The following is an 18,529-nucleotide window of genomic DNA, read 5'->3' on the forward strand; positions in this document are numbered from 1 at the left end:
TGGCGCGGTACTCTTCCGCGAGCGCCGGCTTGGGCCGGCAACCTATCTGCGACCTTGAGGAGTTCGGATGGCAGGCATCACGCTCGATGGCGTGAGCAAGCGCTACGGAGACGGCCATGACGCCGTCCGCTCGCTCGACCTCGACATCGCCGACGGCGAGTTCGTCATCTTCGTCGGCCCGTCCGGCTGCGGGAAGACGACGGCGCTGCGGATGATCGCCGGCCTCGAGGAGATCTCCGATGGCGAGATCCGGATCGACGGCAAGCGCGTCAACGAGACCGCGCCGAAGGACCGCGACATCGCGATGGTCTTCCAGAACTACGCGCTGTACCCGCACATGACGGTGGCGGAGAACATGGGCTTCGCGCTGAAGCTGAGCAAGACGCCGAAGGCGCAGATACAGCAGCAGGTGCGCGAGGCGGCCGAGGTGCTGGACCTCGTCGAGCACCTCGACCGCAAGCCCGGCCAGCTCTCCGGCGGCCAGCGCCAGCGCGTCGCGATGGGCCGCGCGATCGTGCGCGAGCCGAAGGCGTTCCTGATGGACGAGCCGCTCTCGAACCTCGACGCGAAGCTGCGCGTCGAGATGCGCACCGCGATCGCGCGGCTGCAGCAGAGACTCGGCACCACGACGATCTACGTGACGCACGACCAGGTCGAGGCGGTCACGCTCGGCGATCGCGTCGCGGTCCTGCGCGACGGCGTGCTGCAGCAGTTCGCCTCCCCGAAGGAGCTGTACGAGAGACCGGCGAAGCTGTTCGTCGCCGGCTTCATCGGCTCCCCCGCGATGAACTTCGCGCGCGGCACGCTGACCAGCGGCGCCGTCGAGACCGCGATCGGCGCCGTCCCGCTGCCCGACCGCCTGCGTCAAGCCGTGGAGGCCGGCGACGGCCGCCGCGAGGTCGTGCTCGGCGCGCGGCCGGAGGCGTTCGCGCTCGCCGCCGACGCCGGCGAGCGACCCGGCCACCGCTTCACCGCGGCCGCCGAGGTCGTCGAGTCGCTCGGCTCCGAGGTCCACGTGCACTTCGCCTTCGGGGTGGCCGCGCTCGACGCGGCGACGCCGGTGACGACGAGAGGCCTCGCGGTCGCGAAGCTCTCCGGCGACGCGCAGGTGACGGTCGGCCAGCAGGTCCCGCTCTGGCTCGACACGGAGAAGCTGCACGTCTTCGACGCCGACAGCGGCGAGTCGCTGACGGCGACGGCGTAGTGCACCCACCCGAGGTCGTCACGTTCGGCGAGGCGATGGGCCTGATGCTCGCCGACGACGGGCTGCCGCTGCGGCGGGCGAGACGGTTTCACCGCACGCTCGCGGGCGCGGAGCTGAACACGGCGGTCGGGCTGGCGCGGCTCGGCCACCGCGTGGCGTATGCCGGCCGCGTCGGCGACGACCCGTTCGGCGAGGAGGTGCGCGCGACGCTGCTGGCCGAGGGCGTCGACGCCGCCGGCCTGCGCGTCGACCCGTCCGCGCCGACCGGCCTGCTGACGCGCGACCGCGACGGCCACCGCCGCATCCGCGTCGTCTACCATCGCGCCGGCGCGGCCGGCAGCCGCCTGGCGCCGGAGGACCTCGCCGCGCTGCCGCTGGCCGGCGCGCGGCTGCTGCACGTGACGGGGATCACCCCGGCGCTGTCCGAGAGCGCCCGCGCCGCGACGCTCGCCGCCGTGCAGGCCGCGCGCGGCGCTGGCGTGACGGTCTCCTTCGACCCCAACCACCGCGCGAAGCTGTGGAGCCGCGAGCAGGCGGCGCCGGTCCTGCGCGAGCTGGCGGGGTTCGCCGAGATCGTGCTGACGAGCGAGGAGGAGGGCGCGTGGTTGGCCTCCACGCTTGGGTTGGAGCGGATCGCCGCCTACTTCCACGACCTTGGCGCCCGCATCGTCGTGATCAAGCGCGGCGCCGACGGCGCCCACGTCAGCGACGACGGCGTGGCGAGTGACGTGTCGGCGCTGCCGGTCGGCGCGGTCGTCGACCCCGTCGGCGCCGGCGACGCCTTCGACGCCGGCTTCCTGTCAGGCTGGCTCGACGGGCTGCCGGCCGCCGAGGCGGCCCGCCGCGGCGCCGCCTGCGGAGCGGCCGTCGTGCAGGTCGCCGGTGATCTCGAAGGGCTGCCGACGCGCAGCGAGCTGGAGGATCTGATGAGCGAGACGACCGAGGTGGATCGATGAGCTGGCGCTGGGATGCGAGTGCGCGGATCGCGCAGCGGAAGGTCGTCGCGATCGTGCGGGCGCAGGAGGCCGCGGTCGCCGAGACCGTCGGCGACGTGGTGATCGAGGCCGGCCTCGACGTGCTGGAGGTGCCGCTGACGACGCCCGACGCGCTCGGCGCGATCGAGCGGCTGAGCCGCCGCCACCCGGGCGCGCTGATCGGCGCCGGCACCGTGCTCGACGCGGCCAGCGCGCGCCTCGCGATCCTCGCCGGGGCGCGGTTTCTCGTCTCCCCCTCGCTCCACGCCGACGTGCTCGCGACCGGCCACCGCTACGGCGCCGCCGTGCTGCCCGGCGTGCAGACGCCGACCGAGGTCGTGCAGGCGCTGGAGGCCGGCGCCGACCTGATCAAGCTGTTCCCCGCCGACGAGCACACGCCCGGCTACGTCAAGGCGATCCGCGCGGCGCTGCCGCAGGCGCCGATCGTGCCGACCGGCGGCGTCGACGCGAGCAACGCCCGCGCCTGGCTCGACGCCGGCGCCGTCGCGCTCGGCGTCGGCGGCACGCTCACGCGCGACCCGGCGCAGGCCGGCGCCCGCGCCGCAGAGCTGCTCGCCGCCGTCGGCTGACGGCACAGTCGCGCCGCGCCTGCCGCCACCCGTCCCCCGCCGTCCGAAAACCACCACCGCAGGTCTACTGCTGCCTGGCCGCAGGAGACCTGCGGTGGTGGAAATCGGACATGCCCGCGGGGCACCACGACGACCCGCCGCGACGAGGCGCGCGGGCGCTCCACAATTCACCACTAAAACTGCATAACGCGTGCGCTGACAACCACTTTCGTTGATGTCACCAGAACTCTTGTCGCCGGCCGACGTAAGTGACACAGTGCCCGGCCATGGAGGAGAGACGGCTGCGCATCGCAGTCGCGGGGACCGGGATGATCGGCCGGATCCACGCGCGTTCTGCCCGCCTTGCGGGCGCTGATCTGGTCGCCGTCGCGGCCTCGACGCCGCAGCGCGGCGCCGCCGCGGCCGCTGAGCTGGGCGCGGCACGCCACGCGGCAAACGCCGAGGAGCTGGCGACCGCCCCGGACGTCGACGTGCTGCACGTCTGCACGCCCAACCATCTGCACGGGCCGCTGACGCGGCTGGCGCTGGAGCACGGCAAGCACGTCGTCTGCGAGAAGCCGCTCGCGACGAGCCTCGCCGAGGCGCAGCAGCTCGCCGCCGACGCCGAGCGGGCCGACCGCTTCGTCGCGGTCCCGTTCGTCTACCGCTACCACCCCGTCGTCCGCCACGCCCGCGAGCTGATCGTCGCCGGCGAGCTGGGCGAGGTGCGGCTGCTGCACGGTTCCTACCTGCAGGATTGGCTGCTCACCACCGCCGACACCAACTGGCGGGTCGACGCCGGCCTCGGCGGCCGCTCGCGCGCCTTCGCCGACATCGGCTCGCACTGGTGCGATCTGGCGAGCTTCGTCACCGGCCACCGGTTCACATCCGCGGTCAGCGCCGTCGAGACGGCGATACCGCTGCGCGACGGCCAGCCGCCCGTCACGACAGAGGACGTCGCCGCCGCGCTGCTGCGGACCGATCGCGGCGCGCTCGCCAACGTCGTCGTCTCGCAGGTCTCCCCCGGCCGCAAGAACCGCCTCTGGATCGAGGTCGACGGCGCCGAGGCGAGCGTCGCCTTCGACCAGGAGCAGCCGGAGTCGCTGTGGGTCGGCCGCCGCGACGGCGCCCGCATCGTGCTGCGCGACCCCGAGCAGCTCGCCCCCGCGGCGCGGCGGTTCGCGGTCGTCCCCGGCGGCCACCCGCAGGGGTACCTCGACTGCTTCGACGCCTTTGTGCGCGACGTCTACACCGGCATCCGCGACGGCGAGCTGCCGGAGGGAACGCCGCAGCTGGCCGACGGCCTGCGCGCCGCGGCCGTCACCGACGCCGTCATGGACGCCGCCGCCAGCGGCACGTGGACCGAGGTCGCCGGCGCCGAGCGCGCCGCGGCCGCGACCGGCGCAACCGCCGCACCCCACACCGCATCCAACGGAGGAGCAGCATGAAGGTCGGCGTCTTCACCTCGGTCTACAACGACCGCGGCATCGACGAGGTGCTCGACAAGCTCGCCGGATTCGGCGTCGAGGCGCTGGAGCTGGGCACCGGCAACACCGCCGCGGACAAGCACGTCGGCCTCGACGAGCTGCTCGCCGATCCGGCCAAGGCGGCCGCCCTCCGGCGCAAGATCGAGGAGCGCGGGATGGTCATCTCCGCGCTCTCCCAGCACGGCAATCCGGTCCACCCCGACCCCGACCTCGCCGCGCACGACCACGAGATCTGGACCAAGACGCTGCAGCTCGCCGAGCTGCTCGAGGTCGAGGTCGTCAACGCCTTCAGCGGCTGCCCCGGCGGCGGCCCCGAGGACAGAACGCCCAACTGGGTCACGTGCACCTGGCCCGACGACTTCGCCCGCACGCTCAGATGGCAGTGGGAGGAGGTGCTGATCCCCTACTGGAGCGAGCAGCTCACGGCGATGCGCGCCCACGGCGTCAAGGTCGCGATCGAGCCCCACCCCGGCTTCACGGTCTACAACACCGAGTCGATGCTGCGCCTGCGGGATGCGACCGGCCCCGAGGTCGGCTGCAACTACGACCCGAGCCACTTCTTCTGGCAGGGGATGGATCCGTTCACGACGATCAAGGCGCTCGGCTCCGCGATCCACCACGTGCACGCGAAGGACACCTTCCTCGACGCCGGCAACGTCGCCCGCAACGGCGTGCTCGACACGAAGGGCTACGACCGTCTGTCGGAGCGCTCCTGGTACTTCCGCACGATCGGCTTCGGCCAGGGCGAGGACGTCTGGCGCGACATCGTCAGCGCGCTGCGCCTCGTCGGCTACGACTGGGTCGTCTCGATCGAGCACGAGGACGGATTGCTGTCCAAGGACGAAGGCCTCTCGAAGGCCGTCGACCTGCTGCGCCGGCTGCGGCCGTCGGAGCCGGTCGGCCGCATGTGGTGGACCTGACACACCTGACGCACCGTCGCACCCGACACACCTGAATTGAAGCACGCGGGGTGAATTTGATCCCCGCGGCTGGCACGACGGAGGAGAGAACGACGTGACCGTTGGAGGAGGAGCAGAGTGAACGATTTGCGCAACACGCGCCTGGCCACGCGCCTGGGCGCGGCGGCCGGCCTGGCCGCCTGCGTCGCGGCCCTGGCGGCCTGCGGCAGCGGCAGCGGCGGCCCCAGCGGCGGCGATGACGGCGTCGACATGCCGACGACCACGGTCGCCAGCACGGTGAGAGTCGACGTCAGAGCTAGGCCGAGAGGCACGATCTCCGTCGCCGCGCCGTCCGACGCCCCCGGCGACATCGCCCTGCGCAGAAAGCAGGCCGAGGCGTTCGAGGAGAAGTACCCGGGCGTCACCGTGAAGGTGCAGGTGATCCCGCGCACGGGCTACGACCAGAAGATCATGACCCAGATCGCGGCCGGCTCGGCGCCGGACGTGATCGGCACCGGCGACGTGCAGATCCCGACGCTCGTCAACCGCAACTTCGCGCTCGACCTGACGCCGTACATGGAGTCCGATCCGGAGTTCGACAGCTCCGATTGGTACCCGGAGATCCTCGAAGGCCTCACCTACGACGGCAAGGTCGTCGGCCTGAGCGACAACTGGGACACGCAGGCGATGTACTACAACCGTCGACTGTTCAGAGAGGCCGGCGTCGCGGAGCCGACCGCCGACTGGACCTGGGACGACTACAGAGCGGCCGCCGAGAAGCTGACCAGAGGCGAAGGCGCCGACAAGGTCTGGGGCTCGTTCTGGCAGAAGTGGTTCGTGCCGGTCGCCGACGCCGTCGCCGCCGCCGGCGGCAGCGTCTACGACGAGGCCAACAGAAGATGCGTGCTGACCTCCCCGGAGGGCATAGAGGCGCTCACCTTCCTCGACGACCTGCGCAGAGCGGGCGTCGACCCGGGCGCGACCGAGGACCGCGTGCTCGGCCGTGAGCCCGACGAGATCTTCGCCGCCGGCAAGGCCGCGATGCTCGTCGGCGACGGCCGCTGGGGCGCCTACGCCTTCAACGAGGCCGAGGACCTCGACTGGGCCGTGGCGGAGCTGCCGAGAGGTCCGAAGGGCCGCTCGAACTTCTTCCACCTCGCCGCCTACTCGATCCCGTCGAACTCGAAGAACGCCGACACCGCCTGGGCGTTCCTGCGCTTCATGACCTCCAGAGAGGGCGTCGAGATGGGCGTCGCGGAGAGCCAGGGCGTGCCGGCGATCAAGTCGGTCGCGACCTCGGCGCTCGTCGCCGACCAGCCGATCGTCAGAGAGAACAACGCCCTGCAGCCGTTCCTCGACGAGCTGCCGAGCGCCCGCCGCGCCCCGCAGCTGACCGACTTCAACCGCTTCCAGGACAAGGTCGACGAGGCGCTGCTGCCGCTGTGGCGCGGCAAGACGACCCCCCAGGCGGCGGCTGAGAAGGCCTGCAAGGACGTCGACGCCGAGTTCGCGAAGGGCTGAGCGATCGCATGAGCGTCTCGATCCCCAAACCTGCCCGTGCGCGCGTCCCTCGGCGCGACCGCGGGCAGGGGCGGGGGCGCTCTCAGCAGGCGCGCGAGACGCTCGCTGCCTGGCTGTTCCTCGCCCCCAGCACGCTTCACTTCCTGATCTTCACCGTCGGCGCGCTGATCGCGTCACTGGTGATCTCGACCTGGCAATGGGACCTCGTCACGCCGCACAGATTCATCGGCATCGACAACTACACCGCCCTCTTCCAGGACTCGCAGTTCTACACCTCGCTCGGCGTCACGCTGACGTACTGCCTGATCACGATCCCCAGCGGGATCGTGCTCGGGATGCTGATCGCGCTGGCGCTCAACCAGAAGCTGCGCGGCATGACGACGCTGCGCTTCATCTACTTCATCCCCTACGTCGCTCCCGTCGCGGCCGTCGCGCTGCTGTGGAGATGGATGTACAACAGCCAGTACGGAATCCTCAACTGGTTCCTCTCCTTCCTCGTCCCCGGCGACGTCAACATCGACTGGCTCGGCGAGCCGCGGCTGGCGATCGTCGCCGCCGCGATCATGGACGTGTGGAAGAACCTCGGGTGGAGCGTCACGCTCTTCACCGCGGGCCTGCTGGCGATCCCCGCCCACTACTACGAGGCGGCGGAGCTGGACGGCGCGAGCGCGTGGCAGCGCTTCCGCTACGTCACCTTCCCGCTGCTGACGCCGACGACCTTCTTCCTCGTCGTGATGGGCGTGATCGGCTCCTTCCAGGTCTTCGACTCGATCTACCTGATGCTCGGCGACACCCCCAACGCCCAGGCCACGACGTACAACTTCTACATCTGGCAGCAGGGCTTCCGCTACAGCAACATGGGCTACGCCTCCGCGCTGTCGTGGGTGCTGTTCGCGATCATCGGCGTCCTCACCTTCCTGCAGTTCAAGTTCCTCAACAAGCGGGTGAACTATGAGCTCGGTTAGCGCCCCGCTGCCGGGCGACGGCCTCCCGGAGGGAGCCCCCGACCGCAACGGCCGCGACCCCGGCGCGCGCCTGCGCAAGGCGATCGGCTACTTCGCGCTGATCGCGCTCGCGGTCGTCGCCCTGGCGCCGCTGCTGTGGATGCTGTCGACGTCGCTGAAGAGCAACCAGAACGTCTTCTCGTATCCGCCGCAGTGGATCCCGCACGACTGGAAGTTCTCCAACTACACGTCGCTGTGGGACGACCTGCCGATGAACCGCTGGCTGTTCAACACGTTCCTCGTGTCGACGACCGTGGTGCTCGGACAGCTGCTGTTCTGCTCGATGTCGGCGTACGCCTTCGCGCGGATGCAGTTCAAGGGGCGCGAGCCGCTCTTCTACCTCTTCCTCGCGTCGCTGATGGTCCCGTACCAGGTGACGCTGATCCCGGCCTTCGTGCTGATCTCCAGACTGGGCTGGATCGACAGCTACCAGGCGCTGATCATCCCCCAGCTGTCGACGCCGTTCGGGATCTTCATGCTGCGGCAGTTCTTCATGACGCTGCCGAAGGAGCTGGAGGAGGCCGCGCGGCTGGACGGCGCCTCCTACTGGCGCATCTACCGCACGATCCTCGTGCCGCTCTCCAAGCCCGCCTTGCTCGCCTTCGGCGTCTTCTCGTTCATCGGGATGTGGGGCGACTTCCTGTGGCCGCTGATCGTCATCAACTCACCGGAGAAGATGACGCTCACCGTCGGCCTCAACTACCTCAGCAACTCATACAACACCGACTGGGCGCGACTGATGGCCGGCGACGTGATCTCGCTGCTGCCGCTGATGTTCATCTACGCCATCGCCCAGAAGTACTTCATCCAAGGCATCGCCATGACCGGACTGAAAGGCTGACCCGCCCCATGCCCTCGACCGTCGTCCGCTTCGTCGAAGCGCTCAACGCCGACCTCGTCCTCGACCCCGACGACCGCTCGACCCGCCCGCTGGAGCCGCACCAGGTCCGCCTGCAGACGCTCTACTCGGGCATCTCCGCCGGCACCGAGCTGACCGCCTACCGCGGCTCGAACCCGTACCTCACCAAGAACTGGAACGAGACGACGCGCCTGTTCGAGAGCGGCGCCGGCACGAAGCCCAACTTCAGCTTCCCGATCGACGGCTGGGGCTACGAGGAGGTCGGCCGCGTGATCGAGGTCGGCGCCGACGTCGAGACGCCGGCCGTCGGTGACGTGATCTACGGCACCTGGGGTCACCGCAGCCACCACGTCTGCCGCGCCGCCTGGGCCGCCGACCGGATCCTGCCGGACGGGGTCGACCCGATCGTCGGGATCTTCTCCCAGATCGGCGGGATCGCGCTCAACGCCGTGCTCGACGCCGACATCCACGTCGGCGAGGACGTCGCCGTCTTCGGCCAGGGCGTCCCCGGCCTGCTGACGGCGCAGCTGGCGCACGTCAACGGCGGCGACGTGATCGCCGTCGACGGGATCGCCGCGCGGCTGGAGCTGGCCGCCAAGCTCGGCGCCCGCCACACGATCGACTTCACGCAGGAGCCCGCCGCCGAGCGGATCAAGGAGCTGACCAACCAGCGCGGCGCCGACGTCTCGATCGAGATCACCGGCTTCGCGAGCGCGCTCAACGAGGCCGTGCGCGCGACCGCGTACAACTCGCGCGTCGTCGCCTCCGGCTTCTTCCAGGGCGGCGCCGAGGCGCTCTTCCTCGGCGAGGAGTTCCACCACAACCGCATCGAGCTGCGCTGCTCGCAGATCTCCGGCGTCTCGCGTGACATCGACCACCGCTGGAACGAGCTGCGGCTGATCCAGACCTTCATCCGCATGTGCGCGGAGGGCAAGGTCGACGCCGAGGCGCTGGTCAGCCACCGGATCCCGGCGGCGCAGGCCGGCGAGGCGTTCAACCTGCTGCACGAGCGGCCGCAGGAGGCCGTCCAGGTCGTGCTCGACTTCACGGAGGAGGCGGCGTGAGCGAGCTGAAGCTGCTCGTCCAGGAGTACGAGATCCCGGGCGGCTCGCTGGAGGAGAAGTGGGAGCTGCTGCAGGAGGTCGGCTTCCACGGGATCGAGCTGCACGGCCGTGACCAGCAGTTCGCCGAGCGGCTGCCGGAGCTGCAGAAGGCCGCGGCGGCCGGCGTGCCGATGCCGTCGGTCTGCCTGATCTCCGAGCAGTTCATCGGCGACTGGGATGCCGAGGTGCGGGCGACCGCCGTGGCGAACATGAAGACGCTGCTGTCGACGATCGCCGCCGTCGGCGGGACCGGCGCGATCACGCCGGCCGCGTTCGGGCTGTTCTCGAAGGCGCTGCCGCCGTTCACGTCGCCGCGCTCGGTCGAGGGCGATCGGGAGGTGCTGCTGGAGGCGCTCGCCGAGCTGGGCGAGCACGCCGGTCGCGAGGGCGTCGCCGTCTACCTCGAGCCGCTCAACCGCTACGAGGACCACATGCTCAACAAGCTCCACCAGGCGGTCAGCCTGATCGAGGAGCTGGGCAGCCCGCACGTGAAGGTGATGGCCGACACCTTCCACATGAACATCGAGGAAGACGACATCCCGGCGTCGCTGCTCAGAACGGGCACCCTGCTCGGGCACGTCCACCTCGCCGACTCGCAGCGCTCCCACCCCGGCAGCGGTCACACCGACTTCGCCGGGATCGCGGCGGCGCTGCGCTCGATGGAGTTCGACGGCCACCTCGCGATGGAGTGCGGGATCCGCGGCGACAAGAAGGAGTCGCTGAAGCAGGTCTCGGCGCTGTTCAACGGATGAGCGCGGAGGTCGCCAACCACCCACGGCCGCAGCTCCGGCGTCCGTGGACGTCGCTCGACGGCCGCTGGTCGTTCGCGTGGGATCGAGACGCGGGTTGGCGGTCGCCTTCCGAGGTTCGCTTCGACGCGGAGATCGAGGTCCCGTTCGCGCCCGAGACGGCCGCCGGCGGACTCGGGGCCGTCGAGCCGTGGCGCGCCTGCTGGTACCGCCGTTCCTTCGAGGCGCCGGCGCTCGGTGATGGCGAGCGGCTGCTGCTGCACTTCGGCGCCGTCGACCACGACGCGACGGTGTGGGTGAACGGCGCGTTGGTCGCTCACCACGAGGGCGGCTGGACGCCGTTCTCCGCCGATGTGACGGAGGCGGTCGCGGGCGCGGCTTCGCACGAGATCGTCGTGCGCGCGGTCGACGATCCGCTCGACATGGAGCTGCCGCGCGGCAAGCAGGACTGGCGCGAGCAGCCGCACATGATCTGGTACCCCCGCACGACGGGGATCTGGCAGCGCGTCTGGCTGGAGGTCGTGCCGGCGGTGCGGATCGAGACGCTGCACTGGCGCCCGTCGGTCGCCGACTGGGCGCTGGGCGTCGAGGTGCGGCTCGACGGGTGGGAGCGCGACGACGACCTCCAGCTGTCCGTCACCCTCCGCGCCGGCGACCGCCTGCTCGCGCGCGACCGCTACGGCGTCATCGACGGCGAGGTCACGCGCACGATCGCGCTGCCCGACGCCGGCATCTTCTCCGAGCGCGACGAGCTGCTGTGGTCGCCGAGATCGCCGACGCTGATCGATGCCGAGCTGGAGCTGCTGCGCGGCGGCGAGGTGGTCGACCGCGTCGCCTCCTACAGCGCGCTGCGCTCGGTCGCCGTCGACCGCGGCCGCTTCCTGCTCAACGACCAGCCGCTGCCGCTGCGGCTCGTGCTCGACCAGGGCACCTGGCCCGACAGCGGCCTCACTCCCCCGTCGCTGGAGGCGATCGAGCGCGACGTGGAGCTGACGCAGGCGCTCGGCTTCAACGGCGTGCGCAAGCACCAGAAGATCGAGGACCCGCGCTTCCTGCGCGTCGCCGACGAGCGCGGCCTGCTCGTGTGGGAGGAGCTGCCGAGCGCCTACCGCTTCTCCAATCGCGCCGCCGGCCTGCTGACGCGCACCTGGACCGAGGCGATCGAGCGCGACCGCTCCCACCCCTGCATCGTCGCGTGGCTGCCGGTCAACGAGTCGTGGGGCGTGCCGTCGCTGCCCGCCTCCCCACGCCAGCGCGCGCTCGTGACGGCACTGTGCGCGCTCGCGCGCACGCTCGACGGCGACCGCCCCACGCTCGGCAACGACGGCTGGGAGCTGTCGGCAGACGGCGACCTGCTCGGCATCCACGACTACGGCGAGGCCGACCTGCTCGCCAGCCGCTACGCCGACGGGCTCGACCGCGTGCTCGAGCAGGAGACGCTCAGCCGCCGCCGGCTGCTGCTCGACGGCGTCACGCGCGCCGGGCGGCCGGTCGTCCTGAGCGAGTTCGGCGGGATCGCCTTCACGCCTGCCGACGAGGAGGCCGCCACGTGGGGGTATGACCGCGTCCGCGACGCCGGCGCGTTCGTCGCCCGCTACGCCGGCCTGCTGGAGCAGGTCCACGCGATCGAGGGCCTCGCCGGCTTCTGTTACACGCAGCTGACCGACACCCACCAGGAGGCCAACGGCCTGCTGACGGCGGAACGGGAGCCGAAGGGGCCGCTGGCGGCGCTGGCCGCCGCGACGCGCGGCGATCGCGTGGCGCGCGAGGTGAACGCCGCCGCGACGCGACGAGAGGGTGCCGTGCCACCATCCCCGCATGGAGGGGCGTGACGTGAGCAACGGCTGCGGGACGCTGCTGGAGATACTGCGCCACCAGCCGGAGGCGTCGCGCACCGAGCTGGCCGAGCGCACGGGGCTGGCGCGCTCGACCGTCGGTCAGCGGCTGGAGCTGCTCGTCGCGATGGGCTACGTCGAGGAGGCGGGGCCGCGACCGTCGACCGGCGGCCGCCCCGCCGCGACGGTCCGCTTCGCGGCCGGCGGCGGCGTCGTGCTCGCCTGCGACCTCGGCGCCACCCACTGCCGCCTCGCCGTCACCGACCTCAACCGCAGGGTGCTCGCCGCCGTCTCGCACGAGCTGCCGATCGCCGCCGGGCCCGAGCAGGTGCTCGGCCGCGTGCGCAAGCTGCTGCTGGCGCTGCTGGAGCGCGCCGGACGGCGGCCGGGCGAGGTGCGCGCGATCGGCGTCGGGCTGCCGGGACCGGTCGAGTTCGCCAGCGGCAGGCCGGTCAACCCGCCGATCATGCCCGGCTGGGACGGCGTCGACGTGCCGGCGCTGCTGTCGGCCTTCGGCGCGCCGGTGCTGGTCGACAACGACGTCAACATCATGGCGCTCGGCGAGCACCGCGAGCACTGGGCCGACTGCGCCGACTTCCTCTTCGTCAAGGTCGCGACCGGGATCGGCTGCGGGATCATCACCGGCGGCCGCATGCACCGCGGCGCGCAGGGCGCGGCCGGCGACATCGGCCACATCCGCGTCCCCGACGCCGACGAGCTGTGCCGCTGCGGCAACCGCGGCTGCCTGGAGGCGGTCGCCTCCGGCGGCGCGCTCGCGAAGCGGCTCGGCGAGCAGGGGCTCGCGGTCGAGAACGCGCGCGCCGTCGTCGACGTCGCGCAGGCCGGCGAGCCGCTCGCGGTCGAGGCGATCCGCGCCAGCGGCCACAGCATCGGCGAGGCGATGGCCGGCATGGTCAACTTCTTCAACCCGGCCGTGATGGTGATCGGCGGCGACCTCGCCCATGCGGGTGACGAGCTGCTGGCCGGGATCCGCGGCGCCGTCTACCAGCGCTCGCTGATCCTCGCGACGCGCGACCTGCAGATCGTCACCTCCAAGCTGGACGAGGAGGCCGGCGTGATCGGCGCCGCGACGATGGCGACCGACGGCCTCTTCGCCCCCGAGCGGGTCGACGCCCAGGCCGCGCGGGCGCTGGCGCGGTAGGCCCCGCGCCGAGGAGCGCAGGTCTGCTGCTGCCGGGCAGCAGCAGAGTCGCAATGGTGCGCGATGAGTTTCGGCGGCGCGGGCCGTCCTTGCTCGTGACCGGTCCCTCGACTCGAAGGAGCTTCGCCATGGCCGCCGCGCCCCGCATCGAACGCCGCGAGCCCGAGCACTGCCTCGCGCTCGCGATCGCCGGCCCCACCACCGAGTTCAGCGCGCACATCGACGAGGGCTTCCCCGACCTCTTCCGCCGGCTCGGCGAGCTGGGGATCACGCCGGCGGGCGCGCCCTTCATCCGCTACGGCATCTTCCAGCCGGAGGGGCGCTTCGCGCTCGACATCTGCGTGCCGGTCGCGCCCGGCAGCGCGGGCGACGACCGCCTCAGGCCGGCCGAGCTGCCGGCCGGCGACTACGCCGTCCACGTCCACCGCGGCGCCTACCGCGGCACGACGCCGCGCTGGGAGGGCAGAGACCTCCCGGCCGCGCACGAGCAGGTCCACGCGTGGGCGGCGGGCGCCGGCGTCACCTTCGCGACGCAGCCGTCCGACGACGGCGCCGAGGACTACGTCGCGGTCGTCGAGCGCTACCTCGTCGGCCCGCCGGCCGAGGACGACGTCGAGAAGTGGGAGACCGAGCTGGCCTTCCTCGTCGCGCGCTGAGGCGGCGCGCGGGCTCAAGGCGCGGCGCGCCACCCACTCGCCACCGCCCACGCCTCGGCGCGGGCGGTGATCTCCGCGATCACGGCGTCCTTCGCCTGCGCGTAGTCGTTCATGTCGTCCCAGTCGCGCGCGGCCAGCTCGCGCTTGACGGCGGCGTAGCGCTCGCGGTCGGCGGCGTCGGCGCGCAGGTGGTCGCGGAACAGCAGGTGGCGGCGCTCGTGCTCGCTGCCGGCCTCCCAGAGGTGCAGGTGCACGTCGCGCGCGGGCGTGCGGTACATCAGGTGGTCCGGCTCGCGCACGCGCAGCTCGAAGCCGAGCGGGGCGAGCGCGGCGGTGAGGCGGGCCTCCTCACCCCCAGGAGGGGTGGTGGTGGCCGCCTGCAGGTCGACGATCGGCTTGGCGGCGAGGCCGGGGACCGCGGTCGAGCCGACGTGCGCCGGCCGCACGGCGATCCCGTCGAACGCGGCTCGCACCTGCGCGATCAGCTGCTCCGCGCGCGCCGCCCACGCCGGGTCGTGCGGGAGCAGCACAATCTCGCGCCGCTCCCGTCCCCCGATCAGCTCGAACCGCTCCGGCCGCTCCATCGCGACCAGGCTACGGGCTCACTCCGTGCGACGTACCGCGACGTAGATTCTGCCTCTGACGGTGCACTTCGACAGGTACTTGGCGCCAGAGCCGAGCGCGCCCTTGCTGACGAGCACCTTGTCGCAGGCGCCGCCGAGCGAGATCGTCCGTCTCAGCCACTGGCCCTTTCTCAGGCCGACGAAGTCCCAGTCGTTCGCGAACAGCGGAACCACGATCCCGGTGATCGGCAGGTCGAAGGTCGACAGCTCGTAGTCGTTGTGGCGCTGGAAGTGGAGCCCGTTGAGGTATCTGCGGCAGGTCGGATCCTGCGCGACGCCGCCTCTGCGCCAGATCGCGATGTTGACCGGGAACGCGAGCGGCGCCGGGTCGTCGGAGCCGGCCGTGTATTTGCCGGCGTCGGTGCCGAGGATCGCGCTGAAGCGGCCGCCCGATCTGACGCAGCTCGGCTTCTCCAGCTCGACCTTTCTGGCCGGCGGGCAGTAGTTGGTCTCGCGGTAGGCGGCGAGCACGCCCTTGTGCGTCAAGCCGCCCGGGTTGCTGATCGGCTTCGACACGACGGCGCCGTTGATGACCGTGATCCGCGTCGCTCTGCCGCCGTGGCTCTCGAACGAGCTGTCGAACTCGATCGTGACGTCGCGGCCCGGAGCGCACTCCTGCGTGTCATCCAGCTCGCTCTTGACCTCGATGTAGCCGGCGACGTCGAGCGTCGCTCTGTACTGCGTCACCTTCGGCGCTCTCGGCAGGCCGCCGGGGATTCTCGGGATCTTGACGGCGTTGGTGGCCGGCGCGGCGACGAGGACCGCGGCGGCACCGGCGGTCAGCGCGAGTGAGAGGAGGTTGCGATTGCGCACCGATCCACCCAACCACGGCCCTCGACCGCGGCGCATCAGGCAAACCACGGAAGCGCCGCCGGCGGGCGCCGGGCGGGGCGCTGCCATTACCCTGCCGGGATGGCGCGTATCGAAGAGACCTACCGCACTGCCCAGGAGCCCGTCTTCTCGTTCGAGTTCTTTCCGCCGAGATCGGAGAGAGGCGAGCAGAACCTCGAGAAGGCGCTGCGCGAGCTGCAGCCGATGGCACCGGACTACGTCTCGGTCACCTACGGCGCCGGCGGCTCGACGCGCGAGCGGACGCTCGGCGTCGTGCTGCAGATCAAGCAGGAGCTGGGCCTGGAGGCGATGGCCCACCTGACCTGCGTCAACGCGACGACCGACGAGCTGCGCGGCGTGCTCGACAAGATGCGCGACGGCGGGATCGAGAACGTGCTCGCGCTGCGCGGCGACCCGCCGCACGGCCAGGAGCGCTGGACGAAGACCGACGGCGGCCTCGAGTTCAGCCACGAGCTGGTGTCGCTGCTGCGCGACGACTACGACTTCTCCGTCGGCGGCGCCGCCTTCCCCGAGACGCACATCCACGCGACCTCGGCCGAGGACGACCTGCGCTACCTGAAGGCGAAGGTCGATGCCGGCGCCACCTTCCTGATCACGCAGATGTTCTTCGACAACCGCTTCTACTTCGACTTCGTCGAGCGGGCGCGCGCGATCGGGATCGACGTGCCGATCGTCCCCGGCGTGATGCCGATCCTGTCGCTCGACGGGATCAAGCGGATGACCGAGCTGTCGGCCGCCCACCTGCCGCCGGCGCTGGAGGCCGAGCTGGAGGCGCGCCGCGGCGACGAGGAGGCCGTCGCCGAGCTGGGCGTCTCCTACGCGACGCTGCAGTGCGCCGAGCTGCTGGCCGGCGGCGCGCCCGGGATCCACTTCGTCACGCTCAACCGCTCCCCCGCCACGCGCGCGATCCTCAGCGCGCTGCGGCTGACGCGGCCGTGGGAGGCGCGGGCGGCGTAGGGCGCGCGGCGCGTTGAGGCGCGCCGACGCGGCGCGCTCGGCGGCTACTCCCCCGCGAGCGCTTCGGCGAGCTGCGTGCGCGAGCGGATCCCGAGCTTCGAGTAGGCCGCGCCCAGCTGCGACTCGACCGTCTTGCGCGTCACGAACAGCGTCTCCGCGATCTCGCGGTTGGTGAGCCCGCGCGCCGCCTGCTCGGCGACGCGCCGCTCGCTCGGCGTCAGCGCGTCGGCGCCGGAGAGCGCGATCCGCCGCGGCCGGCCGCCGGCGATCGTCAGCTCCTCGGTCGCGCGCGCGAGCAGGCCCGCCGCCTCCGCGCGGTGAGCAAGATCGCGCGCCTCCGCCAGCCGCGTGCGCGCCTCGACGCGCCGGTTGGCCCGCCGCAGCGCCGCGCCCAGCTCCAGCGTCGCGGTGGCGCGCAGCGCTCCCACGCGTGACTCCTCCGCCACCTCGACCGCCGCTTCCAGCGCGTCGATCCCCGCCTCGCCCTCGCATGCCAGCCCGAGCGCGATCAGCGCCGCCGCCTCCAGCCGACGCACGCCGCGACGGCGTGCGTCTGCCAGCTCGGCCTCGGCCACGGCGCGCGCCTCCTCGCGCTCGCCGGCGAGCGCGAGCGCCCGCGCCAGATCGGCGACGTGCGTCCCGCGCGGGTAGCGGCGCCAACCCCACCGCTCGCACAGCGCCGCCAGCCGCCGCAGGTCGGCGACCGCCTCGCGCGGACGGCCCTGCGCCAGCCGCAGCTCGGCGCGCGCGCCCCAGACGCTGCCGCCGCCGAAGATCTCGCCGAGCCGCTCGTCGCTGCCTGTCTCCGCCAGCGCCTGCTCGGCGCCGTCGAGGTCACCGCGCAGCACCAGCGCCGACGCGAGCGATCCGCGCGCGGTAACGGTGCTCGGCAGGTTCGCGGTCTGCTCGATCAGCTCGACCGACTGGCGCGCGTAGACCTCCGCGAGGCCGGCGCCGCCGAAGGCGCGCAGCCGCTCCGCCTGCATCATCGACGCGAAGGCGCGGCCGAACGGGCTCGACTGCCGCCGCAGCGTCGCCTCCGCATCCTCCAGCGCCGCCGCCGCCTCCTCCGTCCCATCGGCGAGCGTCAGCGCCATCAGCGCCCAGATCGCGGTCGGCTGCTCGACGCCGGCGAGCTGCGCGAACGGCCGCGGATCGAGCGCGATCGCGGCGAGGCGGCGGATCTCCGCGGCGCTCGCGTCGCCGGCGGCGGCCTCCCACGCGAGGTGCGCGGCGAGGTTGGGGCCGGGCTGCGCGACCGGCTCGGCGAGCACCCGCGCCCGCTCGTCGGCGGTCGCGACGCTCATGATCAGGCCGTCGAGCAGGCGGCCGCGCAGGCGGTCGCCGAGTGCCGGGTCCCGCGGCTCGAACCGCTCGATCCCCGCGTGCAGGCGACCGACGATCTGCGGCAGCCCGTCGTCGTCGCTGAAGATCCCGAGCGGGATCTGCGACGCGCTCGCGGTCACGGCGACGAGGGGGTCCTCGCCGTGTGCGGCACGGCGCAGGTGCTCGCCCGCGCGCGGGTCGCCGGCCGCCATCGCCGCCAGCCCCAGCTCCAGGTGCAGCGCGTCGGTCGCCGAGTCGCCCGGCTGCTGCTCCTCCAGCGCGCGCAGCAGCCGCCGCACGGCGGCGTCGGGCGCGCCGTCGGCGAGCGCGCGGCGGGCGGCGTCGCGCAGCAGCGGCGCGACCCACGGCTCGTGCAGCGGCGGCGCCGCGAGCAGGTGGACGACGACCTCGTCGCCGTCGTCGCCGCGCAGCCGCAGCTGCTCGGCGGTGCGGCGGTGGATCTCGTCGCGCGTCTCCGCCACGACCGTCTCGGCGACCGCCTGGCGCACGAGCGGGTGCACGAACGCGGGCGGCTCGCCTTCGACGAGGTCGGCGTCGCGCAATGTCGCGACGGCGCCGCGGACCTCGTGCTCGCTCAGCTCGCAGACGGCTGCCAGCAGCGCGGCGTCGCGCCGCTCGCCGAGCGCGGCGAGCACGCGCGCGACCTCGCCGGCGGTCGCCGGCAGCCGCGCGATCCGCCGCTGCACGAGCCGCACGACCGAGGCCGGCGGCGTCTCGCCGAGCGCCGC

At 72.4% G+C, this 18,529-nt stretch carries 17 protein-coding genes; 14 read left to right on the forward strand and 3 right to left on the reverse strand.

What is annotated here, in order from left to right; genetic code table 11:
* Positions 1-67: 67 nt before the first annotated feature.
* From R7226_RS19850 to R7226_RS19910, 13 genes are all read left to right on the forward strand, one after another.
* On the forward strand, positions 68-1,204 hold the full coding sequence (locus R7226_RS19850; RefSeq protein ID WP_318599044.1) for an ABC transporter ATP-binding protein: 1,137 nt from the start codon (positions 68-70) through the stop codon (positions 1,202-1,204).
* Positions 1,204-2,160, forward strand: coding sequence for a sugar kinase (locus R7226_RS19855; protein WP_318599045.1), 957 nt, complete (start codon positions 1,204-1,206; stop codon positions 2,158-2,160). The genes R7226_RS19850 and R7226_RS19855 overlap by 1 nt, the downstream gene beginning before the upstream one ends.
* Positions 2,157-2,768 (forward strand): bifunctional 4-hydroxy-2-oxoglutarate aldolase/2-dehydro-3-deoxy-phosphogluconate aldolase, encoded by a 612-nt coding sequence (locus R7226_RS19860; protein WP_318599046.1) that lies wholly within the window; start codon positions 2,157-2,159, stop codon positions 2,766-2,768. Before R7226_RS19855 ends, R7226_RS19860 begins: the two co-directional genes overlap by 4 nt.
* 266 nt (positions 2,769-3,034) lie before the next feature.
* Positions 3,035-4,195 carry a Gfo/Idh/MocA family protein gene (locus tag R7226_RS19865; protein ID WP_318599047.1) on the forward strand — a complete coding sequence of 387 codons (1,161 nt, stop codon included), beginning with the start codon at positions 3,035-3,037 and terminating at the stop codon, positions 4,193-4,195.
* Positions 4,192-5,154, forward strand: coding sequence for a sugar phosphate isomerase/epimerase family protein (locus R7226_RS19870; protein ID WP_318599049.1), 963 nt, complete (start codon positions 4,192-4,194; stop codon positions 5,152-5,154). The genes R7226_RS19865 and R7226_RS19870 overlap by 4 nt, the downstream gene beginning before the upstream one ends.
* Positions 5,155-5,271: 117 nt before the next feature.
* Positions 5,272-6,654 carry an ABC transporter substrate-binding protein gene (locus tag R7226_RS19875; protein WP_318599050.1) on the forward strand — a complete coding sequence of 461 codons (1,383 nt, stop codon included), beginning with the start codon at positions 5,272-5,274 and terminating at the stop codon, positions 6,652-6,654.
* An 8-nt stretch (positions 6,655-6,662) separates the two neighbouring features.
* The gene (locus R7226_RS19880; protein ID WP_318599052.1) at positions 6,663-7,619 is read left to right on the forward strand and encodes a carbohydrate ABC transporter permease; all 957 of its coding nucleotides are present in this window, start codon (positions 6,663-6,665) and stop codon (positions 7,617-7,619) included.
* Positions 7,606-8,499, forward strand: a complete 894-nt coding sequence (locus tag R7226_RS19885) for a carbohydrate ABC transporter permease (RefSeq protein ID WP_318599053.1) — start codon at positions 7,606-7,608, stop codon at positions 8,497-8,499. Before R7226_RS19880 ends, R7226_RS19885 begins: the two co-directional genes overlap by 14 nt.
* Positions 8,500-8,507: 8 nt before the next feature.
* Complete coding sequence (locus tag R7226_RS19890; protein WP_318599054.1) at positions 8,508-9,581, forward strand: zinc-dependent alcohol dehydrogenase; 1,074 nt, start codon at positions 8,508-8,510, stop codon at positions 9,579-9,581.
* A complete protein-coding gene (locus R7226_RS19895) occupies positions 9,578-10,372 on the forward strand; it encodes a sugar phosphate isomerase/epimerase family protein (protein WP_318599055.1) in 795 nt (264 codons plus the stop codon). Before R7226_RS19890 ends, R7226_RS19895 begins: the two co-directional genes overlap by 4 nt.
* Complete coding sequence (locus R7226_RS19900; protein WP_318599056.1) at positions 10,369-12,201, forward strand: sugar-binding domain-containing protein; 1,833 nt, start codon at positions 10,369-10,371, stop codon at positions 12,199-12,201. Before R7226_RS19895 ends, R7226_RS19900 begins: the two co-directional genes overlap by 4 nt.
* Positions 12,188-13,366, forward strand: a complete 1,179-nt coding sequence (locus tag R7226_RS19905) for an ROK family transcriptional regulator (RefSeq protein WP_318599057.1) — start codon at positions 12,188-12,190, stop codon at positions 13,364-13,366. Before R7226_RS19900 ends, R7226_RS19905 begins: the two co-directional genes overlap by 14 nt.
* 128 nt (positions 13,367-13,494) lie before the next feature.
* Positions 13,495-14,022 carry a GyrI-like domain-containing protein gene (locus R7226_RS19910; RefSeq protein ID WP_318599058.1) on the forward strand — a complete coding sequence of 176 codons (528 nt, stop codon included), beginning with the start codon at positions 13,495-13,497 and terminating at the stop codon, positions 14,020-14,022.
* A gap of 14 nt (positions 14,023-14,036) precedes the next feature.
* On the opposite strand, the gene R7226_RS19915 is transcribed toward R7226_RS19910, so the two are convergent.
* Positions 14,037-14,606, reverse strand: coding sequence for a GrpB family protein (locus tag R7226_RS19915; protein ID WP_318599059.1), 570 nt, complete (start codon positions 14,604-14,606; stop codon positions 14,037-14,039).
* 18 nt (positions 14,607-14,624) lie between these two features.
* A complete protein-coding gene (locus R7226_RS19920) occupies positions 14,625-15,458 on the reverse strand; it encodes a hypothetical protein (protein ID WP_318599060.1) in 834 nt (277 codons plus the stop codon).
* A 99-nt stretch (positions 15,459-15,557) separates the two neighbouring features.
* Between R7226_RS19920 and metF the strand changes: the two genes are divergently transcribed.
* Positions 15,558-16,454: a methylenetetrahydrofolate reductase [NAD(P)H] gene (gene metF, locus R7226_RS19925; protein WP_318599061.1), complete on the forward strand. Its 897-nt coding sequence runs from the start codon at positions 15,558-15,560 to the stop codon at positions 16,452-16,454.
* A gap of 44 nt (positions 16,455-16,498) precedes the next feature.
* On the opposite strand, the gene R7226_RS19930 is transcribed toward metF, so the two are convergent.
* A partial coding sequence (locus R7226_RS19930; RefSeq protein WP_318599062.1) for a helix-turn-helix transcriptional regulator occupies positions 16,499-18,529 on the reverse strand: 2,031 nt, incomplete at its 5' end.

Origin of the sequence: Conexibacter stalactiti, assembly GCF_033542075.1 — a bacterium.
Taxonomy (GTDB): Bacteria; Actinomycetota; Thermoleophilia; order Solirubrobacterales; family Solirubrobacteraceae; genus Conexibacter; species Conexibacter stalactiti.

What these genes read in the sequence shown, in the direction of transcription:
- R7226_RS19915 (WP_318599059.1), bottom strand. Translation starts at nt 14,606, where the DNA reads ATGGAGCGGCCGGAGCGGTTCGAGCTGATCGGGGGACGGGAGCGGCGC.
- metF (WP_318599061.1), top strand. Translation starts at nt 15,558, where the DNA reads ATGGCGCGTATCGAAGAGACCTACCGCACTGCCCAGGAGCCCGTCTTC.
- R7226_RS19865 (WP_318599047.1), top strand. Translation starts at nt 3,035, where the DNA reads ATGGAGGAGAGACGGCTGCGCATCGCAGTCGCGGGGACCGGGATGATC.
- R7226_RS19900 (WP_318599056.1), top strand. Translation starts at nt 10,369, where the DNA reads ATGAGCGCGGAGGTCGCCAACCACCCACGGCCGCAGCTCCGGCGTCCG.
- R7226_RS19890 (WP_318599054.1), top strand. Translation starts at nt 8,508, where the DNA reads ATGCCCTCGACCGTCGTCCGCTTCGTCGAAGCGCTCAACGCCGACCTC.
- R7226_RS19910 (WP_318599058.1), top strand. Translation starts at nt 13,495, where the DNA reads ATGGCCGCCGCGCCCCGCATCGAACGCCGCGAGCCCGAGCACTGCCTC.
- R7226_RS19905 (WP_318599057.1), top strand. Translation starts at nt 12,188, where the DNA reads ATGGAGGGGCGTGACGTGAGCAACGGCTGCGGGACGCTGCTGGAGATA.
- R7226_RS19860 (WP_318599046.1), top strand. Translation starts at nt 2,157, where the DNA reads ATGAGCTGGCGCTGGGATGCGAGTGCGCGGATCGCGCAGCGGAAGGTC.
- R7226_RS19880 (WP_318599052.1), top strand. Translation starts at nt 6,663, where the DNA reads ATGAGCGTCTCGATCCCCAAACCTGCCCGTGCGCGCGTCCCTCGGCGC.
- R7226_RS19885 (WP_318599053.1), top strand. Translation starts at nt 7,606, where the DNA reads ATGAGCTCGGTTAGCGCCCCGCTGCCGGGCGACGGCCTCCCGGAGGGA.
- R7226_RS19850 (WP_318599044.1), top strand. Translation starts at nt 68, where the DNA reads ATGGCAGGCATCACGCTCGATGGCGTGAGCAAGCGCTACGGAGACGGC.
- R7226_RS19870 (WP_318599049.1), top strand. Translation starts at nt 4,192, where the DNA reads ATGAAGGTCGGCGTCTTCACCTCGGTCTACAACGACCGCGGCATCGAC.